The sequence below is a fragment of the Burkholderia sp. HAN2018 genome, from assembly GCF_024704855.1.
Classification (GTDB): domain Bacteria; phylum Pseudomonadota; class Gammaproteobacteria; order Burkholderiales; family Burkholderiaceae; genus Burkholderia; species Burkholderia cepacia.
The window spans coordinates 1-21,083 of record NZ_QOBB01000061.1 but is presented as its reverse complement, the minus strand read 5'-3'; the positions used below and the strand labels follow the sequence as shown (position 1 = coordinate 21,083).

The 21,083-nt window shown below is 67.2% G+C and carries 25 protein-coding genes and 1 riboswitch; of the genes, 16 read left to right on the top strand and 9 right to left on the bottom strand.

The window, feature by feature from the left end:
* Positions 1–138: 138 nt before the first annotated feature.
* Positions 139–918: an SDR family oxidoreductase gene (locus DPV74_RS17600; RefSeq protein ID WP_119337646.1), complete on the bottom strand. Its 780-nt coding sequence runs from the start codon at positions 916–918 to the stop codon at positions 139–141.
* Between the two features lie 139 nt (positions 919–1,057).
* On the opposite strand from DPV74_RS17600, the gene DPV74_RS17595 reads away from it, so the two are divergent.
* The 12 genes from DPV74_RS17595 to DPV74_RS17540 all read left to right on the top strand — a co-directional run bounded on the left by DPV74_RS17595 (position 1,058) and on the right by DPV74_RS17540 (position 9,966).
* On the top strand, positions 1,058–1,894 hold the full coding sequence (locus tag DPV74_RS17595; protein WP_119337645.1) for an alpha/beta fold hydrolase: 837 nt from the start codon (positions 1,058–1,060) through the stop codon (positions 1,892–1,894).
* A gap of 66 nt (positions 1,895–1,960) precedes the next feature.
* Positions 1,961–2,749, top strand: a complete 789-nt coding sequence (locus DPV74_RS17590; RefSeq protein ID WP_021159456.1) for an SDR family NAD(P)-dependent oxidoreductase — start codon at positions 1,961–1,963, stop codon at positions 2,747–2,749.
* Positions 2,750–2,781: 32 nt separating this feature from the next.
* Positions 2,782–3,531 (top strand): electron transfer flavoprotein subunit beta/FixA family protein, encoded by a 750-nt coding sequence (locus DPV74_RS17585; RefSeq protein ID WP_119337652.1) that lies wholly within the window; start codon positions 2,782–2,784, stop codon positions 3,529–3,531.
* 16 nt (positions 3,532–3,547) lie between these two features.
* Positions 3,548–4,492, top strand: coding sequence for an electron transfer flavoprotein subunit alpha/FixB family protein (locus tag DPV74_RS17580; RefSeq protein WP_119337644.1), 945 nt, complete (start codon positions 3,548–3,550; stop codon positions 4,490–4,492).
* A gap of 2 nt (positions 4,493–4,494) precedes the next feature.
* Complete coding sequence (locus DPV74_RS17575) at positions 4,495–5,022, top strand: transferase hexapeptide repeat family protein (protein WP_027791703.1); 528 nt, start codon at positions 4,495–4,497, stop codon at positions 5,020–5,022.
* Positions 5,023–5,116: 94 nt separating this feature from the next.
* Entirely contained in the window at positions 5,117–5,365 is a 249-nt protein-coding gene (locus tag DPV74_RS17570) for a hypothetical protein (RefSeq protein WP_027791702.1), read from the top strand.
* A gap of 42 nt (positions 5,366–5,407) precedes the next feature.
* Positions 5,408–5,617 (top strand): hypothetical protein, encoded by a 210-nt coding sequence (locus DPV74_RS17565; protein ID WP_162923069.1) that lies wholly within the window; start codon positions 5,408–5,410, stop codon positions 5,615–5,617.
* A 235-nt stretch (positions 5,618–5,852) separates the two neighbouring features.
* The gene (locus DPV74_RS17560) at positions 5,853–6,152 is read left to right on the top strand and encodes a hypothetical protein (RefSeq protein WP_021164379.1); all 300 of its coding nucleotides are present in this window, start codon (positions 5,853–5,855) and stop codon (positions 6,150–6,152) included.
* A gap of 180 nt (positions 6,153–6,332) precedes the next feature.
* Positions 6,333–6,977 (top strand): DUF1326 domain-containing protein, encoded by a 645-nt coding sequence (locus DPV74_RS17555; protein ID WP_119337642.1) that lies wholly within the window; start codon positions 6,333–6,335, stop codon positions 6,975–6,977.
* Complete coding sequence (locus DPV74_RS17550; protein WP_119337641.1) at positions 6,974–7,765, top strand: DUF2182 domain-containing protein; 792 nt, start codon at positions 6,974–6,976, stop codon at positions 7,763–7,765. The genes DPV74_RS17555 and DPV74_RS17550 overlap by 4 nt, the downstream gene beginning before the upstream one ends.
* 66 nt (positions 7,766–7,831) lie before the next feature.
* A complete protein-coding gene (locus DPV74_RS17545; RefSeq protein ID WP_091919379.1) occupies positions 7,832–8,179 on the top strand; it encodes a copper-binding protein in 348 nt (115 codons plus the stop codon).
* A gap of 968 nt (positions 8,180–9,147) precedes the next feature.
* Positions 9,148–9,966: a collagen-like triple helix repeat-containing protein gene (locus DPV74_RS17540; protein ID WP_240439991.1), complete on the top strand. Its 819-nt coding sequence runs from the start codon at positions 9,148–9,150 to the stop codon at positions 9,964–9,966.
* Positions 9,967–10,088: 122 nt separating this feature from the next.
* Here the strand turns inward: DPV74_RS17540 and DPV74_RS17535 are convergent, their stop codons facing one another.
* Positions 10,089–10,550, bottom strand: a complete 462-nt coding sequence (locus tag DPV74_RS17535) for an Lrp/AsnC family transcriptional regulator (RefSeq protein ID WP_119337639.1) — start codon at positions 10,548–10,550, stop codon at positions 10,089–10,091.
* A gap of 116 nt (positions 10,551–10,666) precedes the next feature.
* On the opposite strand from DPV74_RS17535, the gene DPV74_RS17530 reads away from it, so the two are divergent.
* Positions 10,667–11,299 carry a LysE family translocator gene (locus DPV74_RS17530; RefSeq protein WP_060195637.1) on the top strand — a complete coding sequence of 211 codons (633 nt, stop codon included), beginning with the start codon at positions 10,667–10,669 and terminating at the stop codon, positions 11,297–11,299.
* On the opposite strand, the gene DPV74_RS17525 is transcribed toward DPV74_RS17530, so the two are convergent.
* The 7 genes from DPV74_RS17525 to DPV74_RS17495 form a co-directional block, all read right to left on the bottom strand.
* Entirely contained in the window at positions 11,296–11,721 is a 426-nt protein-coding gene (locus DPV74_RS17525; RefSeq protein WP_059697312.1) for a DUF6331 family protein, read from the bottom strand. The genes DPV74_RS17530 and DPV74_RS17525 overlap by 4 nt on opposite strands.
* 19 nt (positions 11,722–11,740) lie before the next feature.
* On the bottom strand, positions 11,741–12,736 hold the full coding sequence (locus DPV74_RS17520; RefSeq protein ID WP_059683666.1) for an alpha/beta hydrolase: 996 nt from the start codon (positions 12,734–12,736) through the stop codon (positions 11,741–11,743).
* 22 nt (positions 12,737–12,758) lie between these two features.
* A complete protein-coding gene (locus tag DPV74_RS17515; RefSeq protein WP_021164256.1) occupies positions 12,759–13,331 on the bottom strand; it encodes a TetR/AcrR family transcriptional regulator in 573 nt (190 codons plus the stop codon).
* Between the two features lie 402 nt (positions 13,332–13,733).
* Positions 13,734–14,579, bottom strand: a complete 846-nt coding sequence (locus DPV74_RS17510; RefSeq protein ID WP_119337638.1) for a GNAT family N-acetyltransferase — start codon at positions 14,577–14,579, stop codon at positions 13,734–13,736.
* Between the two features lie 204 nt (positions 14,580–14,783).
* The gene (locus DPV74_RS17505) at positions 14,784–15,353 is read right to left on the bottom strand and encodes a YdeI family protein (protein WP_119337651.1); all 570 of its coding nucleotides are present in this window, start codon (positions 15,351–15,353) and stop codon (positions 14,784–14,786) included.
* A 236-nt stretch (positions 15,354–15,589) separates the two neighbouring features.
* The gene (locus DPV74_RS17500) at positions 15,590–17,518 is read right to left on the bottom strand and encodes a TonB-dependent receptor domain-containing protein (protein ID WP_119337650.1); all 1,929 of its coding nucleotides are present in this window, start codon (positions 17,516–17,518) and stop codon (positions 15,590–15,592) included.
* Between the two features lie 341 nt (positions 17,519–17,859).
* Positions 17,860–18,053, bottom strand: a riboswitch (cobalamin riboswitch).
* Between the two features lie 89 nt (positions 18,054–18,142).
* Positions 18,143–19,201: an AraC family transcriptional regulator ligand-binding domain-containing protein gene (locus DPV74_RS17495; protein ID WP_119337637.1), complete on the bottom strand. Its 1,059-nt coding sequence runs from the start codon at positions 19,199–19,201 to the stop codon at positions 18,143–18,145.
* A 167-nt stretch (positions 19,202–19,368) separates the two neighbouring features.
* On the opposite strand from DPV74_RS17495, the gene DPV74_RS17490 reads away from it, so the two are divergent.
* The 3 genes from DPV74_RS17490 to DPV74_RS17480 form a co-directional block, all read left to right on the top strand.
* On the top strand, positions 19,369–19,713 hold the full coding sequence (locus DPV74_RS17490; RefSeq protein WP_111940007.1) for a hypothetical protein: 345 nt from the start codon (positions 19,369–19,371) through the stop codon (positions 19,711–19,713).
* A complete protein-coding gene (locus DPV74_RS17485) occupies positions 19,703–20,359 on the top strand; it encodes a Dabb family protein (RefSeq protein WP_119337636.1) in 657 nt (218 codons plus the stop codon). The genes DPV74_RS17490 and DPV74_RS17485 overlap by 11 nt, the downstream gene beginning before the upstream one ends.
* Positions 20,360–20,403: 44 nt before the next feature.
* Positions 20,404–21,083 (top strand): NADP-dependent oxidoreductase (locus tag DPV74_RS17480; protein WP_162923068.1); only part of this gene is annotated, 680 nt, incomplete at its 3' end.

Sequence of the window (21,083 nt, the reverse complement as noted above, 5' to 3'; positions counted from 1 at the left end):
GGGTATCGACGACGGTCGACTATGTGTTGTCGTGAGAGGCAGAGTAGGGAGATCGCGGTAGCAGGGAATCGTCAAAATGAACTAGATGACTTCCCTAGGACTGGCAACGATCGCGCGACGCCGCGTGCGCGACGCGTGTCATCGCGCGTTCGCCTGTGCCGCCGACAGGAACGCGGGCCGTTCGCCGCCGCCGTCGAGCCGCAGGTTCGCGCCCGACGTGTACGACGCGTCGGGCGACGCGAGAAAGAGGCACGCGGAGGCAACGTCGTCGGGTGTCGCGAGGCGGCCGGCGGGAATCGTCGCGCGGATCGCGTCGAGCGCATCGTCGTCGCCGTAGTGGCCTTCGGTGGCCGATTCCGTCTGCACGAGGCTCGGGCTGATCGCGCACACGCGCACCCGCGGCGCCCACTCGACCGCGAGCGACGTGACCGCATTGACGAGGCCCGCTTTCGCGGCGCCGTACGCGGCCGTGCCGGGCGACGGCCGCGACGCGCTGACGCTCGCGATGAACAGCATCACGCCGCCTTCGGGCTGCGGCTGCATGATCGCGTTCACGCGCTGCGCGAGCTGCAGCGGCGCGATCAGGTTCAGCCGCACGATCGATTCGGTAAAGCGCGGCGACGCATCGGCCGCAAGCGCGAACGGCGAGCCGCCCGCGTTGCTGACGAGCACGTCGAGGCCGCCGGCCTCCGCGCGGATCGTCGCGAGCATCGCGTCGACCTGCTCGATGTCGCGCAGGTCGGCCGCGACGAATGCCGCCTCGCGGCCGCCGGCCGCGGGCGGCGTGTCGGGCGCGCTGCGTCCGCAGACGAACACGCGCGCCCCCGCCGCGAGAAACAGTTCGGCGATGCGCCGCCCGATGCCCTTGGTGCCGCCCGTCACGAGCACCGTCTTGCCGCTGTAGTCGAATCCGTTCATCGTCTGCCTCCGTTTCGGTGGGCCGATGATAGGAAGAAGCGCGCGCGGCTTCGTAGTCTGAAAGGATGATGCCGGCCGGCGCCGGCGACGCAATCATCGTGGTCAGGCATCCATCGAACGACGAAGGAGACAACCCGCGATGACGATCCCCACGACGCCGCCGGCCGGCATCTTCACCGACGTGCCGGGCGGCCTGCGCCTGCACCACTACGAGGCGGGCGAAGGCCGGCCCGTGGTGTTCATCCACGGCAGCGGCCCGGGCGCCAGCGGTTTCAGCAACTTCAAGCACAACGTGCCCGCGTTCGCGGCGGCCGGCCATCGCGCGATCGTCGTCGACCTGCCGGGCTACGGGCAGTCGTCGAAGCCGTCCGACGTCGCCTATACGCTCGATTTCTTCGTCGGCGCGCTGCATGCGCAACTGGACGCGCTCGGGATCGGGCCGGCCGTGCTGCTCGGCAATTCGCTCGGCGGTGCGATCGCGCTCAAGTACGCGCTCGATTACCCGGACGAAGTCGACGGGCTGATCATGATGGCGCCGGGCGGCGTCGAGGATCGCGACACCTATTTCCGGATGGAAGGCATCCAGCGGATGGTGAAGCTGTTCACCAATCGCCAGATGAATGACGACACGATGCGCGAGCTGCTGACGCTGCTCGTGCACGATCCGGCGATCGTCACCGACGCGCTCGTGGCCGAGCGGATGAAGGTGTGCGTCGAGCAGCCGACCGAAGTGCTCTCGACGATGAGCGTGCCGAACCTGACTGGTGTGCTCGGCGACCTGCGCTGCCCGGTGCTGGGTTTCTGGGGAACGGACGACCGTTTCAATCCGGTCGGCGGCGCGCTGAAGTTCCTCGAACGCTGCCGCGACGCGCGTTTCGTGCTGATGAACCGGTGCGGCCACTGGGTGATGGTGGAACACGCCGACTATTTCAATCGGGAATGCCTCGATTTTCTTGCGGCGCGGAATACGCGATAACGCCGGATGCCCGCGAGGGCCTGCCCCGATGCGGGCGGGCCGTCTGATCACATACATGGAGACGACATGAAGCTCATCGAAGACCTGTTCGACCTGCGCGGCAAGGTGGCCGCGATCACCGGCGGCGCGCGCGGCATCGGCGCGGAGACCGCGCGCACGCTGGCCGCGGCCGGTGCGAGCGTCGCGATTCTCGACGTGCTGTCGCAACCGGCGGAAGCGCTCGTCGAGGAGATCCGCGCGCAGGGCGGCCAGGCCGCGTTCTGGGCGCTCGACGTGACGCAGGAGGCCGACGTGGCACGCGTGTTCGGCGAGATCGTCGCGCGCTTCGGGCGCCTCGACGTGCTCGTGAACAACGCGGGCATCGAAGGCCACAACGTGCCGACGCACGAGCTCACGCTCGCGCAGTGGCAGCGCGTGCAGGACGTGAACGTGAACGGCGTGTTCCTGTGCACGCGTGCCGCGATTCCGCATATCGACGCGGCCGGCGGCGGCTCGATCGTGAACCTGTCGTCGATGTACGGGATCGTCGGCGGGCCCGACGTGCCCGCGTATCACGCGTCGAAGGCCGCGGTGCGGATGATGGCGAAGGTCGACGCGATGCTGTACGCGGCGAAGAACATCCGCGCGAACTCGGTACACCCCGGCTATATCCGCACGCCGATGCTCGAGGACGCGTTCCGCCAGATGGGGCAGGACCCGGACAACGTGTTCGGCTACCTGCAGACGCACGTGCCGATGGCGAAGATCGGCAGCCCGCGCGACATCGCGGCCGGCATCCTGTATCTCGTGTCGCCGGCCGGCCGTTACGTGACCGGCGCGGAGCTCGTGATCGACGGCGGTTATACCGCGCGCTGACGCGGCGATCGCACCACAAGGGGGACGTGCAGTTGAAAGTGCTCGTGGCAGTGAAACGCGTGGTCGACGCGAACGTGAAGGTCGGCGTGAAATCCGACCGGACGGGCGTCGATATCGCGAACGTGAAGATGTCGATGAACCCGTTCGACGAGATTGCGGTGGAGGAGGCCGTGCGGTTGAAGGAGGCCGGTGTCGTGACCGAAGTGGTCGCGGTGTCGGTCTGCGTCGCGCAGGCGCAGGAAACGCTGCGCACGGCGCTCGCGATCGGCGCGGATCGCGCGATCCTCGTCGAATCGAACGACAGTGTTGAACCGCTGTGCATCGCGAAGGTGTTGAAGGCGCTGGTCGACAAGGAACAGCCGTCGCTCGTGATCCTCGGCAAGCAGGCGATCGACGACGATTCGAACCAGACCGGGCAGATGCTGGCCGCGCTGGCGGGTTTGCCGCAGGCGACGTTTGCATCGAAGGTGGGGGTGGCCGACGGGCGTGCGACGGTTGCGCGCGAAGTCGACGGCGGCGCGGAAACGCTGTCGCTTCGACTGCCGGCCGTGGTGACCACCGACCTGCGTTTGAACGAGCCGCGCTACGTGACCTTGCCGAACATCATGAAGGCGAAGAAGAAACCGCTCGAGATCGTGCAGCCCGGCGACCTTGGCGTGGATGTGACGCCGCGTTTGAAAGTGCTCAACGTGAACGAGCCGCCGAAGCGCGCGGCCGGCATGAAGGTGCCGGACGTGCAGACGCTGGTCGCGAAGCTGAAGACCGAAGCCAGGGTGCTGTAACAGGGAACGCAACGAAATGACGATTCTGGTAATTGCGGAACACGACAACGCATCGATCAAGGCCGCGACGCTCAATGCGGTGGCGGCTGCGCAGGCGCTCGGCGCGGCAGGCGGCGGTGACGTGCATGTGCTGGTCGCGGGCCACAACGCGCAAGCGGCGGCCGACGCGGCCGCGAAGATTGCAGGTGTGTCGAAGGTGTTGCTGGCCGATGCGCAGCAACTCGAAGCGGGCCTCGCGGAAAACGTCGAAGCGACCGCGTTGAACATCGCGAAGGACTATTCGCACATCCTCGCGCCGGCGACTGCATACGGCAAGAACATCGCGCCGCGTATCGCCGCGAAGCTGGACGTCGCGCAGATCTCCGAGATCACGGCGGTCGTGTCGGTTGACACGTTCGAGCGCCCGATCTACGCGGGCAACGCGATCGCGACGGTGCAGTCGAGCGACCCGATCAAGGTCATCACGGTGCGCGCGACGGGTTTCGATCCGGTGGCAGCGGAAGGCGGCAGTGCGTCGGTCGAGAAGATCGAAGCAGCGGCAGACACTGGCAAGTCGCAGTTCGTGAGCCGTGAAGTGACGAAGCTGGACCGTCCGGAACTCACGAGCGCAAGCATCATCGTGTCGGGCGGCCGCGGTCTGGGTAGCGGCGAGAACTACACGAAGGTGCTGGAGCCGCTGGCCGACAAGCTGTCGGCAGCACTCGGCGCATCGCGCGCGGCAGTCGACGCCGGCTACGTGCCGAACGACTACCAGGTCGGCCAGACCGGCAAGATCGTCGCACCGCAGCTGTACATCGCGGTGGGCATCTCGGGGGCGATCCAGCATCTGGCCGGCATGAAGGATTCGAAGGTGATCGTCGCGATCAACAAGGACCCGGAAGCGCCGGTCTTCAGCGTGGCCGACTACGGCGTGGTCGGCGACCTGTTCACGCTCGTGCCGGAAGCGGTCGCGGCGCTCTGACGATGCCGCTGTTCGAATTCAACGGAATGCGGCCGCGCGTCGATCCGTCCGCGTACGTCGACCCGAGCGCGGTCGTGATCGGAGACGTGACGATCGGCGCGCGCTGCTACATCGGTCCGCATGCGAGCCTGCGCGGCGACTTCGGCGCGATCGTCGTCGAAGACGGCAGCAACGTGCAGGATGGCTGCGTGCTGCACGTCGGGATCGGCGAGACGTGCCGGCTCGGCGTCAACAGCCACATCGGCCACGGTGCGATCGTGCATGGCGCGACGCTCGAACCCGACACGATGATCGGAATGAATGCGGTCGTGATGGACGGCGCGACCATCGGCGCCACGACGATCGTCGCCGCGTGTGCATTCGTGAAGGCCGGCTACGACGTGCCCCGCGGCGTGCTGCTCGCGGGCATGCCGGGGCGCGTCGTGCGTCGGCTGAGCGACGCGGAGATCGACGCGAAGGCGAACGGCACGCGGATTTATCAGCAGCTGGCGGCGGATTGCCTGAGGACGATCAGGCGGATCGACGCGTGAGCGAAGGGCATCCGGGGGCAGGATGCGACGGATTGCCGGGCAGGTTGCCGTTGCCGTAAGATCGGCACTGGCTTTCCACCGGCATTCGCGTCACATGAAAAAGAACGTCCGTTTGCGGCTCACGGTCATCGCGTCGGCTTTTGCTGTCTACAGCGTTTATATGCACATCCAGCAGTTCATCAGCGGCTGCGTGTGGGTCAGGGGCCATCAGCGCTGCAGCTTCGAAAACAGCGCGAATTTCGAAGGCTGGATGGATCTCGACCTGATGATCGCCTGTTGCTGGGTCGCCGCGGCGGTGGTGGGCTGGATTTCCGTCGTGCAGGCCACGAAGAAGCCGGGCTGAAGGCGGACACTTCCGTCGCGCGAATCCGGTTTCTGTCAATCCGTGACAACGATCATCGGCGCCGCGCCGTCCGCGATCGACACGCATGTGCGGCTGCTCGAGGAGGCGATCGGCGAATCGTCGCTCGAGCGCGTGCTGCGGCTGACGCTGACGCCGGCCGGCAAGATCCTGCCGGCACCCCCCTGCGCAAGACGCCGCCGGAATGCCGGCAGGTCGACCCCGTGTTCCGCCCCCATTCGATCGGGACGATGAAGCGCGTTGCCGGCGCAAGCGAAAGCATCGCGATCCTGAGCAAGTTCGATATCTCCGCGTAGTACCGTCGGAGATTCCGATTTTCCGGTCGATCCGCGATTCCGCGTTTCGCCGCGACGTGCTTGCGCTCGCGCGCCGCGAGCGGCACGGCCTGCTGCCGGCCGGCGTTGTGCTTTTCCCCTCCGCGCCGGGATAATGATCCGGCGTCGCGCGCGATGCGCGAGGGGAGGCTCCCATGCAATTTCCGACGGGTTCGGTGGTCGCGCTCAGTTCGGCCGCCGCGACGATGTTTTCGATGGGCATGCTGTTTCTCGGCTACTGGGGATTGCACGAGCCGTTGCCCTGGCGGTTCGGCGATTACGTCGTGATCGTGCTCGCGCTCGCGGGTTTCGCGTGCCTCGCCAGCGTGCCGTTCCTCGCGACTTCGCCGATGAAGACCGCCGGCGACGAGTCGCGGATGCTCGTCGCGCGGCGCGTGTTTCTGTGCGGCGCAAGTGCCGTGTGGTGTGCGATCGTCGCGTCGCTGGTCGTGTGACGTGCGGGCGTGACGTCTCGACCCGAGCGGCTGTCCGCGAGCCGGTCGACGCGCCATGCGCGACACCGGAATTCGCGGGTTTCTCCCGTCGTATCGGTCATCCGTTCCCGCTTTGATTTCCCCGATGCCGTGCACTAGATTCGAAGCATTCATGTGTGTTACAGCGCGCGAGGTGAAGCCATGACGCCGTGGGAGATTCAGGGCACCGAAATGATGAGCTGCAATTGCTCATACGGATGCCCTTGCCAGTTCAATGCACCGCCGACCCACGGCGGATGCGAAGCAATGGGTGCGATTTCGATCGACAGCGGCCACTACGGCGACGTGGTGCTCGACGGCGTCAGGATCGCGGTCGTGTTTCAGTGGCCGGGGGCGGTCCACGAAGGCCGTGGCAAGTGCCAGCCGATCGTCGACGAGCGCGCGAGTCCGGCGCAGCGCGAAGCGGTGCTGAAGATCATGACCGGTCAGGATACCGATCCGTTTGCGACGATGTTCGCGGTATTCGCGTCGACGCTCGAGCACGCGTTCGAGCCGATCTTCACGAAGATCGATTTCGACGTCGATGTCGATGCGCGGCACGGCCGGATTCATGTCGAAGGCGTGTTCGACGTCGCGGGCGATCCGATCCGCAACCCGGTGACGGGCGCCGAGCATCGCGCGCGGATCGACCTGCCGAACGGTTTCGAGTACGAACTCGCCGAGATCGGTTCGGGCACCGGGCGCTCGCAAGGCAACATCGTGCTGAACCTCGACGGCACCTATGCGCAGTTCGCGCGGCTGCATCTGAACAACCACGGGCTGATCCGGCATCGCGCGGCGGCATGACTCCGTTCGACATCTGGCTCGGGCGCGAGCGCGTCGTCACGCTGCTCGGCATGGCCGCGCTCGTCGGCGTGTGCTGGTTCTACCTGTGGACCGGCGCGGGCACCGGCATGTCGGCGCTGCAGATGACGGCGGTCGCGCTCTTTCCGCATCGGCTGGCGGGCGACATGGGCAGCATGGATCCGTCGCTGCCGACCGTGATCGCGATGTGGTGGGTGATGATGATCGCGATGATGACGCCCAGCGCGGCGCCGCTCGTGATGCTGTACCGGCGCGTGCTCAGGCATCGCGGCGCGGACGGCGCGGCGGCCGCGTTGACGTCGATGTCGCTGCTGGCCGGCTATCTGGCCGCGTGGTTCGCGTTCTCGGTCGGCGCGGCGTTGCTCCAGGAACTGCTGCAGCCGGCCGGGCTGATCTCCGCGATGATGCTGTGGTCGAAGAGTGCGGTGCTTTCCGCGGCCGTGCTCGCGCTGGCCGGGCTCTATCAATTCACGCCGCTGAAACGTGCATGCCTTCGGCAATGCCGCGCGCCGGCGGCCTTTCTGGTCGCGCACTGGCGTCCGGGCATCGCCGGCAGTTTCCTGCTCGGTGCGCGACACGGGATGTATTGCGTCGGGTGCTGCGGGTTGCTGATGGCGCTGCTGTTCGTCGGCGGCGTGATGAACGTCGTGTGGATCGCCGCGCTGTCGGTGTTCGTGTTCGCGGAAAAAATCCTGCCCGGCGGCGAGCGCGCCGGGCGCATGCTGGGCGTCGTGCTGATCGCATGGGCCGGTGCGACGTTGTTCGTTTGAGCCGGGCGTCCGCGTCGCGGCTTCGATGAACAACGGGAATGTCTTCGGAGCCGCGGGGGACGATCGATGAAGACCTGCTTTCACGCGTTCGCCGCGTGGTGCGCGGCGGCCGTCGTTGCGATGCCGGCGTTCGCGGGCAGCGACATGCCTGCGATGAGCATGGGGCGTTCGACGATGTCGGCGCCGGATGCGGTGCTGACCGATGCCGAGGTCAAGGAGATCGATGCCGGGCGCGGGCTGGTCATGTTGAAGCATGGCGCGCTCGACAACGTCGGGATGCCGCCGATGACGATGGCGTTCAAGGTCGGCGATGCGGCGATGCTGACGTCGCTTCATGTCGACGACAAGGTCAGGGTGCGGGTCGAAAGCGTGAACGGCACGCTTACGATTGTGAAGATCGTGAAGCGTCGCTGACGACGACGCGGGGCATGTGCAATGTGCCGGGACCGGCGGTGTGCGGTCCCGGCCGTTTTTTGGGGCGTCGTGCTACGTAACGCCGGATCGGTGTTACGTCGGTGCTGCCGGAACGCACGGTCGGATCGAACGCAGCGGGTGGAGGCGCGGGCGATGTGCTGCGCGGGAGTATGGCGTCGGCAGGGGCGCTGCGGTGCGGCGGCGGGATCGTTACAGGAACCGACGGGTATGGCACGGTAGATGCTTGCGGGAAGGATCGCGCTGAATTGCGGACGGGGGCTTCCATGCAAAATCATTTCATCAAGGCGAACGTTGCGCTCGCCGCCATTGCCGCGGCGTGTGCGCTGGCGGCTTGTGGAGGCAGCGATGTTACGGCGCCGAAGCCGGGTGGTAACAACATCGGAACGAGTACGAGCGGGACGGGCGGGACTAGTGGCACGAGTGGAACTAGTGGCACGAGCGGGACTAGCGGAACGAGTGGGACTAGCGGAACGAGTGGGACTAGCGGAACGAGTGGGACTAGCGGAACGAGTGGGACTAGCGGAACGAGTGGGACTAGCGGAACGAGTGGGACCAGTGGCACGAGCGGAACCAGTGGCACGAGTGGAACTAGTGGCACGAGTGGAACTAGTGGCACGAGCGGGACTAGCGGAACGAGTGGGACCAGTGGCACGAGCGGAACCAGTGGCACGAGTGGAACTAGTGGCACGAGCGGGACTAGCGGAACGAGTGGGACCAGCGGAACGAGTGGAACCAGCGGAACGAGTGGAACCAGCGGAACGAGTGGGACCAACGGCACGAGCGGAACCAGCGGAACGAGTGGAACCAGCGGCACGAGTGGGACCAACGGCACGAGTGGAACCAGCGGAACGAGCGGCACCAGCGGCACGAACGGAACCGGCGGCACAAGCGGCACCAGCGGAACCCCCGGCACGAACGGCATCATCAGTTCCGTCGGCGTGGTCGTCATGGATGCCGGCGCCACGATCAGCGGCGTGAGCCCGCCCGGAGTCGGCAAGGGCGTGACCACCGGCCTCGGCAACACGGTCACGGGCGTGGGCACGATCATCAGCGACACGTCGAACGCCGTGAGTAACGGCATCGGCCAGACCGGTTTCACGGCGAACCCCGTCGGCACGACGGTCGCCGGGCTCGGCTCCATCGTCGGCTCGGTCGGCAATCCGGTCGCCGGCCTCGGCGACACGGTGAAGGCGCTCGGCACCGGCCCGCTGTCGCCATTGGCGCCGCTCACGACACCGGTCGGCGGCCTGCTCGACACCGTGTCCGGCGGCATCAAGACGGGCGGCGCCATGCTCGGCTCGGCCCTGTCGTCGGGTCCGGTCCAGCAGACGACGCAGGCGATCAGTACGGCGATCACGCCGCTCGTCACGACCGTCGGCCAGGTCACGCAGCAGGTCGGCACGGCGACCGGCCTCGGACAGCCGGTCGCGGGCCTGCTCGGACAGATCGGCGGCGCGATCACGTCGGCGGGATGGAAGGTGACGTCCACGTCGCCCCAGCCGCTGGTCGGCGGCGTCGGCGGGCTCGTTCGCGCGGTCGGCAACACCGTGACTAACGTGGGCGGCCTCGTGAACCCGAGCGGCGCGAACGGCGCGGTGCCGGTCGCAGGCCTGGTGACGAGCGTGGTCGGCGGCATGCCGGCGACCGTTCGCAACGGTTCCGCGACCGGCGCGGACGGCGGCTCGCCGCTGGGTGCGCTTGCCAATCCGCTCGCGCCCATTACGGGGCTGGTGGGCGGCCTGCTTGGCGGCGTGGCCGGCAAGTAGCCGATCGGTGCTGATCGTCACGGCGGTAACCGGCCAGATGAAGATTGGCCTCCAGTTACCGCCGGCCGGGATTGCTTGATGGTCTCCCGCGGAAAGCGGAGCGGGCGGGGCCGCTCGATGCGTCAATCGCGAACGATGTCGCGCGGCGACGGCGGCCGCGCCAATCCGCGTGCGGGCAGCGGCGTCGACATCACGATCGACGTGCGTGTTTCGCCGTACAGGTTGATGCGCTCGATCAGTTGTTCGAGATGGGTCATGCTGATCGCGACGAGTCGCATCACATACGAGTCCGCGCCCGTCACGTGATGGCATTCGACGACTTCGGGAATCGTCTCCAGCAACCGGAGGAATTTCGCTTTCGCCGGTTGCGGCACCGTGATGCCGATCAGCGCGCTGACCGGATAGCCGGCGGCGGCAGGATTGATCCGCGCGGTGTAGCCCTCGACGACGCCGGCCGCTTCGAGGCGCTTCACGCGCTCCGTCACCGCCGGCACCGACAGGTGCACCTGGCGCGCCAGCTCCGTGTAGCTGATGCGGCCGTTGGCCTGCAACAGCGTCAGTACCTTCCAGTCCAGATCGTCCATCGCGGTGGAATTTTTTAAGGTGGAGCCGTCATTTTTCCTTAAAAAACGCATTCAGCGATGACCGGACTTTCCCTACGATGCCTGTTCAACGCGTCATATGTCGCAAGGAGCAGGCGATGCTGTTCATCAAGTCCGTCGTAATGGGGCTGTCGATCGCGGTGCCGGTCGGCCCGATCGGCATGCTGTGCATCCAGCGCAGCCTGAGCCGCGGCTTTCAGGCGGGATTCGCGACGGGCGTCGGCGCCGCGTGCGCCGATGCGATCTATGGCCTGCTCGGTGCGCTCGGCATCGCGGGTATCGTCACGGCGTTCCCGATGCTGACCGTCGGGTTGAAAATCGCTGGCGGCGCATTCCTCGTGTGGCTGGCGTGGACCATCGCGCGCCAGGCGCCGGCCGCGTCGACGGCGCAACGCGACCTGCCGCGCACGACCGTCCTGCGCGATTTCCTGACGACGTTCGGCCTGACGCTGTCGAACCCGATGACGATCCTGTCGTTCGTCGGGATCTTCGCGGCGCTCGGCCCGCTGTCGGGGGCGCGGGAAGGCGCGATGTGGCCGTCCGTGGCGCTGATGGTCGCCGGTGTGTTCACCGGCTCCGCAACGTGGTGGCTGTGCCTGAGCGGTACGACCGCCGCGTTGCGCACGCGGATGTCGTTGGCGTTCATGCACGGGCTGTCGCGCGTGTCGGCCGCGGTCGTCGCGGGGTTCGGCGTGATTCAGGTGATCGCGGGCGTGCGCGGCGTCATTTAGGTCGATGCGTCGCGCGCATCGCGCTGCGACCGGATCGCGTCGATAGTCGTCCGGATATGCGCGAGCAACTCGAGTAACACCGCCTTCCTGAAAAACTGGTTCATCCGCGTGCTGACGACGAGATCGGACGGCAACGCGTCGATCGCACGCTGAACCGACAGCAGATCGTCGGCGAGCCGTGCCAGCGCAGCGCGATCGAGCGTGCTCACGGCAACCGCGATCTCGTCCGGCCAGAAACCGAATGCGTCGATGCCGCAGCATGCGGCGACACAGTCCGTCTCCAGTGCATCGATCAACGACATGACCCCGGCCAGACAGGGATCGATCGCGACCGCCTGCGCCTGCCGGCCCGACAGATCGCCGAATTCGATCCAGCGATCCGGGCCGATGCCGATGTCGTCCTTGTGGGGTTTGCCGTTCATCGTCTGACGCTCGACGGATTCAATTCAATGCAGGCAAATGCGCACGCACGAAGCGCGCGATTTCCTGGCCCAGTTCCATGTCCTCGGGCGCGCCCATGAACCCGCCATGCGGCATGCCTTCGAACAGGTGAAGCTCGGTCGGCACCTGCGCACGCCGCAATGCGCGGTGCAGGCGGACCGCGTTCGACAGGAACAGGTCGCGTGTGCCGCTCTGGATGAAGGTCGGCGGGAAACCGGCAGCGAAATCGCCGAACAGCGGCGACAGATACGGATGCGCGAGATCGGCGCCGTTCGCGTAGAGCAGGTTGTTCGGCATCAGCGACGTCGGCAACACCACGTCGACGAGGCGGTTGGTTTCGAAGCTGTCGCCGGATTCGGTCAGGTCGACTTCCGGCGACAGCAGCACCAGCGCGGCCGGCAGCGGCAGCCCTTCGTCGCGGGCGCGCAGCACCATCGCGGCGGCGAGGTTGCCGCCCGCCGAGCGCCCGCCGATGACGATGTTTTCCGGTGCGTAGCGCTCCAGCACGTACGCATACGCGGCGATGCAATCGTCGAGTGCGGCCGGATACGGATGTTCGGGCGGCAGGCGATAGTCGACGCCGTAGCATCGAATGCCGAGCCGGTCGGCTTGCATCTGCGCGCCGGCGCGGCATGCGGCGCCGCCGCCGAGAACCAGCGCACCGCCATGCAAGTCGATGTACGCGCATTCGCCGGAAGCCACTGCCTCGGGCGTGGCGACGTGCACGTCCGCAGCGCCGGCCCGGATCGTCTCCACGCTTGAACGCAGATGACCGCCGAGCTGCTCGATGGCCGCCGCGTAGTGCGCGTCAGCGGCCGCCTTCACGCGCATCCATGCGTCGAAATCGTCCGGGGCAGGCATCACGTGCAGCGCGTTCAGCGGCACGCCGTCGCTGCCGACCAGCCGTTGCAACGCGGCTCGCGCCTCTTCGCTGATCGAGGCCGGGAAGGGGACGACACGGCTCGGCAGGACCACGCCGTCGGGTTGGTCTTTCATCGATTCAGCTCCGTTGGGCGAGTCATGCGGCGCAAGGCCAGTGGCGCAGCATCACGTCCAGCGCATCGAGACTGCGCAACCACGACGCGTCGGAAGCCGGTGCACTGTGCGAGAACCCGCCGGCGCTTTCGAGTGTGACGTAGCCCATGAAAAAGCCGCCGAGCAGGCGGATCGCATGCGGCTGCTCGGCTTCCGGCATGTCGTAGCTGCGCAGCACGGCCGAGGTCATCCTGACGAGCCGGCCGCCGGCGCTTTCAGTGGCGCGCTCGACGCTCAGCGGGTGGCGCGCGGCTGCAAAACGGCCGGGGTGCTCGCGCGCGTAGTCGCGATAGACGTTGGCGAGCGCTGTCAGCGCGTCCTTGGCGGTACGGCCGGCCAGTGCTTCGGTTGCGCGATCGGCGAGTTCCCTCAGCGCGAAGAGTGCGATCCGGCTCTTGAGGTCGTCGAAACTCGGGACATGAGAGTACAGGCTGGCGAGCTTGACGTCGAAGTGACGCGCGAGCGCTGCGCCGGTCAGGTGCTCGAAGCCGGTCTCATCGGCGAGCTGTGCGCCGGCTTCGACGAGTTTGTCCAGGGTGATGCCAGCGCGTGCCATGACAGATGCTATTCAAGTTAGTCAAGCGGCTAATTGTATTAGGTTTGGCGGGGTTGTCAATTTCCCGGGCGTGCCGGTTCTGCCTGTGCGTCATTGGGGTGACGTGTTCCGGTGCGTCGAAGCGCTATGGCTTCATGTGATCGGGGATGGCCGCTTTGGTCGGGTGTCGTGCGTCAGGAAGCGGAGACAAACATGTGCCGGGCATGTAGGCCATATCCACCCGGCTGTCGCGGCGATCGGGATCTGCGTCGTCTGCGCATCACCCGTTCCGACGGGTGGCCCGTTGATGCCCGCACGATGCCCGTACCTGCCGTACAAGGGCCGTAGAGGGCGGAATTACCCAGCCACGCTCGCTGACGTTGCATCGCGTAGCGACTTGAGCGTCCGCCCTGTTCGTGACGATTACCCCAGCTCGAACGACGTCACCCCGAACACGCGCTCGATTGCAATCGGCGGCGCGTCTTGCGTGTACATCCGCGCGGTTTCGAAGACGCTCGTCATGCCGTGCCGTTCCGCCAGCGCGACGGCTGCGGGGTTCGTTTCCGGCACGTCGAGCACGATGACCTCGCCGGGCATGCGCGCGGCCAGCGCGCGAAACAGCCCGATGGCAACGCCAGCGTCGTCGGCGAACAGCGGGCCGACCTTGCAGCCCGCCCTGCAGCGGCGCACGACACCGTATCCGGCGATACGGCCGGCGTCGACGGTCACGAGCGCCACGGCATCCGGCTGCGCGATCCACGCGGAGACGAAACGCGCGCGTGCCGCTGGAAAGCACTGGCGGTCGTAGGCGAGCAACTGCTCGAACGGCACGTCGGCCGCGGCTGTCACGTGCGCGCACCCGATGCCGTCCACGCGCCCCTGATAGCGGATGTTGCGGTACGCGAGTGCGAATCCGGACTTCCGGTAGTTCGCCTGCTGGGCCACTACACCATCGAGCCCGATGTTGCGATCGGCGAGGTAACGCATGCCGTACTGCCAGATTCGGATGCCGAAGCCCTTGCCGCGAAACCCGGGTTTCACGATGTAGAGGCCGATGAAACCAAAGCGTTCGTCGTAGGCGACGGCGGCGAGGCACGCGACGGGCTCGCCGCGCCAGACGCCGACGAAGAACCCGGCCGGATCCGCTTCCCTGAAACAGGACGGATCATGCAGGCCGGGGTTCCAGCCTTCCGCCGCCGCCCATTCGATCGACATGGCCACCTCGTCGGCCGACATGGTGCGCACGATGAAGTCTTCGTATTGATCCATGATTCACCCCGGTCGCTGCGCTCGGGAATGCGCGTTGCGTTACGTGAAATGCATCGAGGAAGCGTGGGCCGGCAGCCCCGTGGCTGCCGGCCGGATCATCATAGTCCGAAGAATGGAACGAGTGTGTGATGGCCGATGCCGAGCCAAAGCGGCCGTGATGGGTCATATACCCGACGTTCGGGAAAATCTCCGTCAGCGAAAAATTCATGGATGGAAGGTTTCGCCACGCAGCAGCATGTCGATGAACTCCCCGATTTTGCGCGCCCTTGTTTCGGGCTTTTTGGCATTCTGTATGCGATACAGGATCGCATAGCGGTTACGGCTGTTCAGGGTTGCGAAGAATTTCCTGGCGCCGGGATTGGCGTCCAAGGCCGCCTGCAGGTCGTCCGGCACGGCCGAGTTGCTGGCCGACGTATAAGCAGCGTTCCAGCGGCCGTCCTTCCTGGCCTTCTCGATTTCGCACATGCCGGGCGGGCGCATTCTGCCTGCGGCGATCAGTGCTTCAGCCCGGTCCTTGTTGAGTTGCGACCACTGGCTTTTGGCGGCGCGTGGGGTGAAGCGTTGTAACCAGTATTGGTCGTTCCCGGCCCGCTTTTGACCATCGATCCAGCCATGGCAGAGGGCGCTTTCCAGCGCCTGTTCGTAGGTGACGGTTCGCTGCCCGGTGCCTTTTTTCGCGAGACGCAGCCATGCGCCGGTTGACGTGCTGCCGTTTTCCCCTAACCAGCTTTCCCATTCGATCTGACTGGAAAACGTTAGCGTGCATTCGGTCATGTCGATGTCCTGAATGGTGAGTACATCCACGGGGATGGGCGTCCGCAGTCTAACAGTGTTGATACGGACATTGACGCCCGTGGCGCGACCGAAAGAACGGCAGATCCGCAGTCACCAGCCCGTCGACCGGTTTGGGTCGGAATACCGTTTCCCATATCCGGTGACGGAAGCATCGAACACCGCTTCCCGACGGGAGACCTTGCCGCCCACCGCGCCAAGATCCCCCCTTCCACCCGTCAGAACGTGTAACTCACCTTCCCGAACGCCGTCCGTCCAAGCGTGTTGTATCCATACGCGGTCATGTACTGCCGATCGAACAGGTTCGACACCGTCGCCGACACCGTCAGGTGCGAATTGATCCGGTACGACGCGCGCAGGCCCACCGTCAGGTACGACGGCAGATAGGTCGAGTTGGCCGGATCGTCGAACGTCGTGCCGCCGTAAAGCAGCGACGCCCCCGTGCTCAACGCATGCAGGTGGAGTTCATCCCACGTGTGATCGATGTTGACGCTGACCGTCTGGCGCGGGCGGCGGCTGAGCCAGGAGTCGTTGGTCTCGTCCTGCGGATTCAGGATCCCGACCGCGACGCTCACCGGCGTCGAGCGGCCGATCGTCCCCTTGTACGACAGGTCGATGCCGCGAATATGCGCGCGACCGATGTTCATCGGAGAGAACGTCGCCGGGTTATACGCGATCAGGTTGGTGACCCGCGTGTCGTAGATCGCGGCCGTGAACGTACCGTACGACGTGTTCGCATCGACCGCGGCCTCGACCGACGTGTTGCGTTCCGGGCTGAGCCCCGGATTGCCGTAGCCGGGGTAGTACAGGTCGTTGAACGTCGGCAGCTTGAACGCATTGCCGTACGACACGCGCGCCGTATACACCGGCGTGATCGCCCACGACAGCGCCGCGTTACCCGTATTCACCGACTGCCCGGCGATGATTTCATGGCGCCCCGCGAGGAACATCGTCACGCTGCCGAGCGTCGCCGACTGATGCAGCGAGAACGCGGAATCGTTGCGCGTCGGTATGCCGCCCGGAATATCGACCGGCAGGAACGCCTGCTCGCGCGTGAAGTCGTACGCGAGCTTGGTCTCGCCCGACAGCGGCAGCCCGAACAGGTGGAACCCGCGTTCCTGATGCGTCAACGACGTCGACGTGCTGATGCGCTGCGAATTGATCTGGTCGGTCGGGATGCCCGGATCGCTCGCGTAGAGGAACTGTCGATCGTTCGCATAGCCGAACGACTGGTCGAACTGCGTGTCGGGCGTGATGTCGAGATGGAACGCGATACCGGTCGTCAGCTGATGATCGAGCTGGCGGTTCGCATAACCGCTGTTGTCGTAGGACAGATCGGACCGGTGATACAGCGCGAACGTCGAGATCGACCAGTTGTCGCGCGCGTAGCCGAGGCGCGCATCGAGATCCTGCGCGTGGTACGGGTTGCGGCCGGCCTCATGGTACGGCAGCACGGGCCGCGTCGAGTCGATGCCGGCCGTGTTGTACGAGCGCAGGCCGAGCGAGTAGGTGAGCCCGCCGAGCGCGGCGAGCGGCCCGGTCGACGGCACCGTGCCCGATGTGCGGAGCTGCGTGTCGAACGTCTTGTTCGACCCGCCGCCGAACGACACGGTCGTCTGGTTCGGCTGGTTGGCGGCGCGGCGCGTGAAGAGCTGCACGACGCCGCCCATCGCATTGGCGCCGAACGACGCGGCAGCCGGCCCCGAAATCACTTCAACGCGTTCGAACGCTTCGGTCGGCAAGTCGGCCCACGGCGCGATGCCGGTGGTCGGCGAGCCGATCCGGATGCCGTCGATGAACACGGCGACCTGGTTGGCCGACGAGCCGCGGATGCTGACCGACGCGGACGAACCGGGGCCGCCGTTCTGCGAGACGGTCACGCCGGGCAGCGTCGCAAGCGCCTGCGTGATGCTCGGGTCGCTCGGCGACAGCCGGTCGAGATCGGTGCGCGTGAGCACCTGGGTCGTCGCATAGCGTTGGTCGAACGACTCGGGCAGGCGCCGCGTGTCGGTCACGTTGATCGTCGGCAGGTCGGTGCCTTCGGCGGCCGGGGCCGGTTGCGAAACCGCGGTGTCGCCGGCGGCGTGGGCGAGGGGCGAGAGGAGCGCGGTCGCGGCGGACGTGGCAAGGAGGTGTCGAATCTTCATGAGGCTGTCGTTGTCGTCGGGCTGCGCCGGCGTCGATCGTGAACGGGCGGCGGGCAGCACCGGTCTTGTTATCGGTGATCGGGTTATCGCGCGACCGGGCCCGGCAGGCCGGTGTCGCGGGCGTCGGCGCGGCACACGCCGGCGGACGCAGTCGATGGGGAACGGCACGCGCGTGCGGGCGGGCCGTGCAGGCCGGCGGCGTGCCGGCGCGGCGCTTCCGGTGCGGAAGCGGATGCGGTAACAATGGACATCGGGCGGATCCTGAGGTCGGGCCGTCCATGCAGCGGGCGACCGCCAACGGCGGTGCCTGGCGCTCCGGGACACCCCGCCCGGTGCGGCTGCCTGGACCTCGGGTCGATGGCAGGTCTCCTGGCTCGCGGGTCGTCATTCGTGCGGGCCTTCCCGGTTTCCCAGTGGCACGCAGTGGCACGAATTCACCGCTCACAGTTGCGGGGGCAGCCGCAGATTCGAGGCATGGCCTCTCCTGCGTTCCCTTTTGATCCCGTCTCCGGGCACCATCAGCGCGCAAGGGTAATGGCGTGCGCGCCGCTACGTCAAATATCCGGCGACGCAGGGATGCGAAAAAACGTCATTGCCGGGCAAGACCTTTCGAAATCCTTTCCTTCATGCGTCGGCGCGGCGTTTCATGTCTGACGAAACAGGGTAGTTCGAAGCCGTGCGATCGCGCCTGAACCGGCTCGGCGCGACTCCTGTCCACCGGACGAACGCGCGGCGAAACGCCTCCTCGCCGCCGAACCCGAGATGCGCGGCAATCCGCGCGACCGGCCAGTCCGATTCGCGCAGGCAGCGTTGCGCGGCTTCGGCGAGACATTGCTCCCTCAGCGCGTGATAACCGGTGTGCTCGGCCATCAGCCGCCGCCGCAACGTCGCCTCGCTGACGCCGAGCCACGCGGCCAGTTCGGCGAGCGCCGGCAACGCCTGTTCGTGCGCGAGCGCCGCATCGAGGAAACCGCGCACCTGCTGCGTCCACGACACGACGGCCGGTGCCGCATCGATCAGGCGAAACGGAAAATCGACGAGAAACGCGTCGAGCTCGACCGGCTGCCGGATCACGCGGCACGCGAGCCGCGCCGCATCGAACGCGAAACCGTAGGTCTTGCGGCCCACTTCAACCGGCGCATTGAACAGTCCGAGCAGTGGCATCGCGTCGTCGCGGCGCGGATGGCCGAGCCACACGTCGGTCGGCCGCAACGGCTGCCCGATCAGCCAGCCGAACAGCTGCAGGTAGCAGAACAGCCCGGTCAGGTCGACCAGGCACGCGGCCGGGCTGCGCGTACGTCGCAGCGAATCCATCCGGAACAGCGCACGCCCGTCGCGCACCGCAAGCGTCAGGTGACCGGCGCGCGGCTGCAGCATTTCGCAGAACTCGGCCGCACAGCGGATCGCGTCGGCGAGCGTCGCGCAACTCAGCAGGCAGCGGCACATCAGGTCGACTTCGCGCTTGCGCATCGGCGGGTGACCGTCGCCGCGCGCGACCCGTGCCTCGAGCCGCTCGATCGCGTCGCGGTACAGCGCGACGAAATCGCCCGGTGTCGTCGCCGGTCGAGGTGGCTGCGCATCGCGGTCGGCCGGCGGCGCGCCGCTGCGCGTGAGTTCGCTCAGCAGGCGCGCGCCGAGGCCCGGCAGGATGCGGCCGCGGGCCGGCATGGCGCGCTGTTTCATGAGTTTCCCGATCTGATCGTTGCGACAGGGGCCGGTGAGCGGGCCGGTAGGGGCCGGCTCATCGCCGCCACGCAAGAATGCTATCCACGCCGGCCGCCCGCGGCCTCGCCGGAACGGCGTAGGCCGGCCGCCGATCCCTGTCACGAACGACCACGAACCACACGCGAATGATCCAGATCGTAGACGAAATCACGCTCGCGCCCGAGCGCATTCCCGACGTGCTTGCGCTGCTGCGCGACCGCTACCTGCCGGGCCACGCGGCGCGCGGGCTGACGGCGGCTGGCCACTGGGTGTCGCCGCCCGTCGCGGTGCCGGGGCAGCCGAGCACGCTGTGGCTGACCTGGCACGTGGCCGATGCGCCGGCCTACTACCGGATGCGCGCGCTGACGGATGCCGGCGTGATCGGTTTCTGGATGGCGGTCGACGCGCTGTGCGACGTGCGCCGCCGCCATGTGATGACGGACGCCGATGCGCCGCTGCCCGCGCTGACGGAGGTCGATCATGCGGCATGACACGGCACAGGTGTTCGTGTCGGCGGATCGCGACGCCGGTGGCATCGAACGCGCGTTGCACGAAGCGGCACACGCGCTGGCCGGGGCGAAACGCGTGACGTTGGCGCGCAACCAGGACGGCAGTTGGGGCGCGGGCGACTACACGCTCGACGTGCTGCGCGACGATTCGGTAGCCAACTGCACAGCCAACGGCGCGGCCGACGGCACGGCGGATTTCGCCGCGCTCGCGCAACTGCCTGGCATCGTACGCATCGACGGCGCCGTGTGCCGCGCGATCGGCGGCGGCCTGCGCGAACCCGCGCTGCGCGACGGCGTGTGGCGCACGCTGATGTTGCGCGCGCGGCCGCAGGCCGGCGCCGCGCAGGTCGCCGCGCTCGAACGCGAACTGCTGCGCATGCCCGCGTACATGCCCGGCATCCGCAACTGGCGCCTGAGCCGGATCGCGTCCCCCGGCGCATGGACACACGTGTGGCAGCAGGAATTCGCGCACGTCGGCGATCTGCTCGGCGAATACCTGATGCATCCGTATCACTGGGGCTGGGTCGACCGCCGGTTCGATGCCGAAAGCCCCGACTGGACGGTCGATGCGATCTCGCATGCGTTCTGTCCGCTCGCGTCGAGCCTGCTGGCCGATACGGCGGCGTGACGCGGCGCGCCCGCCAAGCTGACACCACCCCTGGAGACACGAAGATGCGAGCCCTGTTGATCGATCGCGCCGGTCATTCCGACGCGTTGCGGATGGCCGACGTGCCGGCACCGACGCCGGGCCCCGGCGACGTGCTGATCCGCGTTGCCTTTGCGGGCGTCAATCCCGCCGACTGGAAATGCCGCGAAGGCTACCTCGGCGCATTCATGCAGTACACGTTTCCGTTCGTGATCGGCTTCGACGCGGCGGGCGTGGTCGAAGCGGTCGGCGACGGCGTCGACGGTTTCGCGCCCGGCATGCGGGTGTTCGCGCAGACCGACGTCGGCGCGGGGCGCTGGGGCGCGTATGCGGAATACGTGGCGGTGCGCCACGACTCGGTCGTGCGCGTGCCCGACGCGGTGAGCCTCGCGGAAGCCGCCACGGTGCCGACACCGGCGCTCGCCGCGTGGGCCGGCCTGTTCGACGACGGCGGACTGAAGGCCGGACAGACCGTGCTGGTGCACGGCGGCGCGGGCGCGGTCGGCACGTTCGCGATCCAGCTCGCGGTGCAGGCCGGCGCGCGGGTCGCGGCGACGTGTTCCGCGCGCAACCGCGAGACGGTCGAATCGCTGGGCGCCGCTGCAAGCATCGACTATCGCGCGCGGGACATCGCGGCGGCGCTGCGCGCATGGGCGCCCGGCGGGGTCGACCTCGTGCTCGACGCGGTCGGCGGCGACACGCTGCC